This window comes from Pusillimonas sp. NJUB218 (genome assembly GCF_003788685.1).
In the GTDB taxonomy this organism is placed as follows: domain Bacteria; phylum Pseudomonadota; class Gammaproteobacteria; order Burkholderiales; family Burkholderiaceae_B; genus Neopusillimonas.
Map to the genome: position 1 here is coordinate 50,902 of NZ_NQMK01000012.1, position 6,709 is coordinate 57,610.

At 58.9% G+C, this 6,709-nt stretch carries 6 protein-coding genes; all 6 read right to left on the minus strand.

Annotated elements, in window-relative coordinates; translation table 11 throughout:
* Position 1: 1 nt before the first annotated feature.
* Positions 2 to 1,219: a CaiB/BaiF CoA-transferase family protein gene (locus tag CHR62_RS14595; RefSeq protein WP_123661418.1), complete on the minus strand. Its 1,218-nt coding sequence runs from the start codon at positions 1,217 to 1,219 to the stop codon at positions 2 to 4.
* Positions 1,220 to 1,228: 9 nt separating this feature from the next.
* Entirely contained in the window at positions 1,229 to 2,419 is a 1,191-nt protein-coding gene (locus CHR62_RS14600; protein WP_093971057.1) for an amidohydrolase family protein, read from the minus strand.
* Between the two features lie 109 nt (positions 2,420 to 2,528).
* Complete coding sequence (locus CHR62_RS14605) at positions 2,529 to 3,113, minus strand: amino acid synthesis family protein (protein ID WP_123661419.1); 585 nt, start codon at positions 3,111 to 3,113, stop codon at positions 2,529 to 2,531.
* Positions 3,114 to 3,194: 81 nt separating this feature from the next.
* Entirely contained in the window at positions 3,195 to 3,848 is a 654-nt protein-coding gene (locus tag CHR62_RS14610; protein WP_370318069.1) for an amino acid synthesis family protein, read from the minus strand.
* A 52-nt stretch (positions 3,849 to 3,900) separates the two neighbouring features.
* Positions 3,901 to 4,803, minus strand: a complete 903-nt coding sequence (locus CHR62_RS14615; RefSeq protein WP_123661420.1) for a UPF0280 family protein — start codon at positions 4,801 to 4,803, stop codon at positions 3,901 to 3,903.
* A 12-nt stretch (positions 4,804 to 4,815) separates the two neighbouring features.
* On the minus strand, positions 4,816 to 6,420 hold the full coding sequence (locus tag CHR62_RS14620; RefSeq protein WP_123661421.1) for a 6-hydroxynicotinate reductase: 1,605 nt from the start codon (positions 6,418 to 6,420) through the stop codon (positions 4,816 to 4,818).
* Between the last annotated feature and the right edge of the window lie 289 nt (positions 6,421 to 6,709).

A 6,709-nucleotide genomic window follows, 5' to 3' on the forward strand; every position in this document is an offset into this window, starting at 1 on the left:
GCTACACCACCCCCGACTGCCTTAGGCCTTCGATGGCGGCGGCGTCGAGACCCAGTTCGCCCAGTACCTGTTCGGTGTGCTGGCCTAGCGTGGGCGGTGGTGTGTCGTAGGTAATGGGCGTGCCCGAAAACTTCATGGGGCTGGCGACCAGGGCCAGCGACCCATACGTGTCAGATGGCACATCGACACGCATGTGACGGGCCTGCACCTGTGGGTCGTCGAAAACGCGGTCAATGGTATTGATGGGTCCGCAGGGGAAACCTTGTTCGGTACCCAACGCGCACCATTGATCGATAGTTTTTAACTTGATGCGTTCTTCGAGCATGGGCACCAATACGCTGCGGTTGGCGACACGCTGGGCATTGGTGGCAAAGCGCGCGTCTTGCGCCAGGGCCGGGCTGCCCGCTGCATTGCAAAATGCGGCGAACTGGGTGTCGTTACCTATGGCCAACATAACGTAGCCATCGGCGCAGGCAAACGGCTGGTAAGGCACGATAGAGGGGTGGGCGCTGCCCAAACGGGCCGGCACCTTGCCGCCTAGCAAGAAATTACCCGCCTGGTTTGCCAGAGCCGCCACCTGCACATCTAGCAAGGCCACATCGATATGTTGGCCTTTACCTGTTTTGGTACGGGCAAACAAGGCCGCCAGAATCGCCGATGTCGCGTACAACCCGGTCAAGACATCGACGACGGCCACGCCCACTTTTTGCGGGCCGCCACCTGGGGTGCCATCGGGTTCGCCGGTAATGCTCATTAAGCCGCCCATGGCCTGCACCAGGGCGTCGTACCCTGGGCGCTCAGCATAGGGGCCGTCTTGCCCAAAACCGGTAATCGAACAATAAATCAGGCCAGGGTTGACCTTGGCCAGGCTATCGTAGTCCAGGCCATATTTCTTCAGGCCACCTACTTTGTAGTTTTCAACCAGAATATCTGCCTTGGCGGCAAGATCCAAAATGATTTTGCGCCCGGCTTCTTTGGTGAAGTCGAGCGTAATAGACCGCTTGCCGCGATTGGCGCAAAAGTAATACGCCGCGTCTTGCGGCTGCCCGTCGGCCGTGTTGACGAACGGAGGCCCCCACGAGCGCGTGTCGTCGCCCTGACCGGGGCGCTCGACTTTAATGACATCGGCCCCCAGGTCGGCCAGGTTCTGGGTTGACCATGGGCCAGCCAGAATCCTGGACAAATCTAGAACAACCACCCCTTCCAATGCTGCAGACATGCTGTTTCCTTACTTCTCGATGACGGGCACTTCGACGGCCGGGGGGGTGTTGCGGCTACGCTGGCAACGCACAATGCCGTCGATCATGACCATGCCGATCCCGGGAATGTCGCCCAACTGAATGCTTTCGAGCAAGGTTTCGCCGGCGGTGTGCTGGGCGCGATCCATCATGACGAAATCGGCGACGCGGCCGACTTCAATCAGGCCGCAGTCCAAGTCACGCATGCGGGCGGTGTTGCCGGTAGCAAAGCACACGGCAATTTCGGCGGGGATATCGGCCAGGCTGGACAATTGGGCGATCATGCGGATGATGCCCAGCGGCTGTACACCGGAACCCGCGGGGCCGTCGGTACCCAGAATAACGCGGTGCAGGCAGCCTAGTTCGTGGGCGTGTCGCGCCGTCAAAATGGCAATGCGCTCGTTGCCGTTGTGTACGATCTCGATCCCTCGGGTCGAGCGCTCGCACAACTCACAGACCTGTTTGTAAGGCAGCGAGGTATGGCCGCCGTTGATGTGGCCAATGATGTCGGCATCGGCTTCTAGCACGACGTCTTTATCGATCAGCCCCGAACCAGGGATAGACGGACCACCGGTATGGATGGTGCTTTGAATACCGTATTTGCGCGCCCACTTAACCATTTGCGCGGCTTCGTCGCCGGCCTTGACGCTGCCCAGGCCGATTTCGCCCAGCAGTTTTACACCCGCATCGGCCAGGTCTTTGAAGTCGGATTCGACCATGCCCTTTTCGATGACCGGTGCGCCGGCCAGCACTTTGACGCCGCCGGGGCGGGCGTTTTCGAACGAACGCTGGGCGGTAATGGCCAAAGCTTTCAGGCCCAAAATGTCTTTAGGACGACCGGGGTAGTGCACCTCGCCGGCCGAAATCATGGTGGTCACGCCGCCGTTCAGGGTGGAGTCGATCCAGCCCAGCTGGCTCTGGCGCGGCGTCCAGTCGCCGGCTACCGGGTGGACGTGCGAGTCAATGAGCCCAGGCGCCAGTGTGGTGCCTCGGCAATCGATGATGCGATCGGCCCCTTCGGTGTCGCAGTCTTTGTACTTGCCAACGGCCGCAATGCGCCCGTCGTCGACAATGATGGTGTCGGCATCAAGAATGGGGTTTTCAAGGTCGCCCGACAACAGCAACCCGATGTTTTTGATAACAACCTTGCCAGACTTGGCTTCAACGGCGGCTACGGCCATGTTGTGTCTCCTGAACTGTTTGACTTAGGGCCGGGAAGGCGCGTGCATCACGCTCGCTTCCCGCCGCGCGCAGCGTACAAAGGCTACGCGCGTTGGGGATACGACCAGATTAACGCAGACCGTCTTCGCCTTTGATTTCGTCTTTGGTCATACCGCCCACACGCGGTAGTGGACGACCCGAATCGGTGACAGCAACAGCCACAACGATTTCGTTGGCGCGAGGCGCATCGGACACACGCGCCTCGATAGCGTCAAAGTGAGAGCGGACGTAAGCGGCATCTTTATGGCCCAGGGGGACGTCGATGGCGCTGCCTACCGTACCCATTTTTTTGGACGACGGCACCAGGGCTGCGCCTTTTTCAACAGCTTTACGCAAGGGAGCACCCAATTTGGGGTGCAAAATGGCCGCGGCGTGCTCGAGTTCGCCAGATTCGCCGACGATGGCTGCCTTGCCATAGCTTTCGGCCTGGTTGGGGGTAATGCCCAAGGCCTGTACGCATTTCTCGCCCAGCAGTCCGCCCAGCTCTTCACCAATGGCCATCAGTTCCGACAGGTCTTCCTGGTATTTACCGGCAAAGGGGTTTTCAATCACGGCCATAGCCACGGCGCGACGCGTAGCTGGCTGAACGGCCTTGCCCATTTCAATGCGGGTTTCGTCAACAAAGACGACCAGTTTGCGAATTTTTGCTGTCATGTGTGTTCTCCGTTTATCGCCTCAGGGGATGATGATTGGCCTGACGCGCTGTCTGTTTTAGTGGGTAGGTTGCACCAATAATTAGCGCAGGCCGTCGTATTTGCTGATTTGTTCTGGCGTCATGCCGCCTACGCGCTGATGAATGCGTCCGCCAGTGGCCATGACCAAGATGAACACCAGTTCATCGCTGGCCGGCGCGCCGGGCACGTAGACTTCCATGGCGTCGAAGTGGCCACGCACATAACTGGCGGTGACGTGGGTAAGGGGGACGTCAAGGCGTGTACCAGGGCCGCCGACTTTTTTGGTGGACGGCACAATCGACAATGCGCGCCCGCCTTCAAGGCCTTTGGGGCCCGAACTTTTACCCTGTTTGTAAGCCGAGCGGTCGCCCTTCCAACCCAGCAATTCACGCATGGCGTAGCCACCGGGCACATGCCACAGGGCACCGTGCTCCAGCTCGCCGCCGCCGCCCACAATCGACCCTTTGCCATAGCTTTCGATGTCGTCGGGTGTCACGCCCATGGCTTTGACCAAACGTTCTGCCATTTCGAGACCGACGGGGTTGAGCTCGTCCATCATGGGCAAGATATCGGGTTCGTAGCGACCGGCGTACGGGTTTTTAAGCACAGCGGCTACCGCGCCACGAATCAGTGGTTTGTCTGCTGCCGGACCGCCTTCGTGATAGATGGTTTCTACCTGCGTAAGTATTTGGCGTACTTCAATCAAATCTGACATATGAACATCCTTTCGTTATTCAATTCGGTCGTATGAGTGTTTATTGATGAGGCTATGCAACATAGCGGCACGGCTCAGTTATTGCGGGAAAGACGGCTTCAACGTGCCCTTGCAACACCAGCACCGCCCCCAGAATCAGACCGTCGGCCTGCCATTGTCGCGCCACTTGCACGCCGTGTGTCAGGGCTTGGCGAATGATGGTTTCGGGTAACGGGCCTACGTCGACGGTTACGCGGCGGTCACCCAGGTCGGTATCGTCTTTCAGGGTGTTGGCCGGCGCCCGCGTAATGCCCGGGTGGTCGGCATTGACCTGGTTGGCAATTAAGGTGGCGGCCACATCGGCCTGCGCAGCGGTAGCCGCTAGTACAGTGACGCTGTCGGCAATACCCATGCTAAAGCTACGCCCGCGCCAGCCGCTGGTGGCAATGCCCCCAATGCCTTGTGAGGCGTGCACGGTTAATGTGCCGTCGGGGGCAATGGTGGGCACCGCCAATGCTGTCACTCTGACCTGGTCGATATTGCTGACCAGACCAACGGTGTAGGTTTCTTCGGGCGAAAGATACAACGCGATGTCGCCGCCGTTGTTGACGAATACGCGGCGCAAACCAGGAGCCGCCTGCAAAATGACCTGCAAAATTTCGTCGGCCACCGACCCCGCCACCGCAGCCATGGCGGTTACAAACCCGCGCCGATAAGGCCAGCAGGCATGGCCCATGCGTTGTGCCACCGGGGTTTGGAAGGTGGTTTTGTCGCCCACCGGCCGGCGCAATTGCGACAGCTCAGTGACCAGCTCGGGCAAGATACTGCCAAAGCGCTGCCAGGCAGCTTCAACGCCAGCAAGCACGCACGCAGGCTCGCCATCGAACCCGATAATCAGGTCGATGGGGCCATGCTGGAAATGGTGTAAACCGTTATCCAGCAATGCCCGAACGGCGCCATAGCCTGCCTGCGTCATAACCGGCCGCGCTTAGGCCAGCATAGGTTTGTGGCCCAGTGCCCAGGGGCTGGTGGGGTCAAACCAGTCAATAATTCGATGACGGTCGTGCTGGACCACGTCTTCGATTTTGCGCACGGCGTCGGCATGGCCGCCCAACCGAATGTAATCGTCGAGCTTCATCGAGAATTCGATGGGCGCCACGATAGCCGGCGTGGGCACGTAGCCAAATGAATTGTCGGGCATACGCAAGACATCGACCATGACGGTAATGCCGCCGCCGGACCACACATAGGCCGGCGCGCCGCCGCACGTGACATTGACCAGCGCCGTCTTGATGGAGTTTGTCAGCCAGATGGGGTTTTCGGTCACGCCGGCACGCAACGAGCCACCGGCCCCGCCCAGGAACATGACACTGCACATCGAGGGCTCGCAGTTTTCGCCGATACGATCGACGGTTTTTTGCAAGACCTCGGGCATGGGCTTGCGCTGCGGCGTCAGTTGGTCGTCGAGCTCGTAGTATTCGGCGTGCTCGCCGGTTGTCGAGGTGATCAGCAGACGCAGGCCCGGCCAGGCCACGTCGGCATCCCAGCCTTCAATAATGGTCAGGGCGTCGGTGATGTCGGTGCCCCCCCAGCCATTGCCGGGATTGGCCACCTGGAAGTAACGGCCCGGCGTTGATTTTCGACCTTTCAGTTTGATGCCCGACGGCGGGATATCGAGACACTTTCCGGCCTGGTGCTCGGACAGCACCCCGGTGATGTGGTCGTCGACCACAATGACCTCGTCGACATGGCTCCACCACTGCTTGGCAAAAATACCAATCGTGGCCGAGCCGCAGCCCACGCGCATGCGTTTTTCTTCGACGCCATCGACAATGGGGGCTTTACCCGCCTGCACAACCAGTTGCGCGCCGCCATCAATAGACAATTCGACCGCCTGCTTGTTGCCCAGCGCCATCATCATGTCGCAGGTTAAACGGCCTTCTTTTTTACTGCCGCCTGTTAAGTGGTGTACGCCACCCAGCGAAAGCATTTGCGAACCGTATTCTGCCGTGGTGACGTGGCCGACGATTTCGCCTTTAAAGCGCACGTTTGATTGCTCGGGCCCCAGATAGCGGTCGGTGTCGATTTTGACCTTGAAACTGCAGTAACTGAAGATACCTTCGGTGACGACGGTAACCATATCGACACCTTGCTGACGCGACGACACGATGAACGGTGCGGGTTTGTAGTCGGGGTAGGTCGTACCCGACCCAACGCCGGTAACGAACAGGCTGTTTGCATCTTCGACATCAGCTTCGGCAATGTCGTGCATTTCCAGCGTCGTGAGCGAATCGGGGGCCTCGCAGGCGAGGGGTTCTGCGCGCACCGCCTGGCCCGAGTCATCGAGACGACGCATGAGCACGACCGGATCGATACGCACCAATTGGCCATCATGGTTACCCCAGCGGTCGCACGCACCCGTGCGACCCTCGGTAATTTGGCACAAGACCGGACAGGCATTGCACTCGACCTTGTTGGTGGCCATTTTTTCGCTGCGGGGCTTGGATTTTTCGAGCACGGTGGGGCCTGAAGTGCTGGACGTGGTGTCGTCCAGGTTGTCCATGCTGTGGTCGATTTTGGTGTGTTCGGTCATGTCTGGCAACTCCGTTGGCGTGGCGTATGGGCCTGGTTGCAATGCCGGGGCACGCCATTTTTTGCCCCCGCTTATTTATAGTGTGTTACCTGCTTTACGCTATAACAGCATAAACGCAAGCACCATGTTTGATAATAAACAAAAAGATTTTTAAGGAAGGTCTGAAGAACTCGATTTCAAACATCCAAAAATCGACCTCATGACCAAAGTATTCAAAAATGGTTAAAAACTGCTCAAATCATCGCCACTTTCGGGTTGTTTGCACCCCGATCAGGCCCGTTTTCGGGCC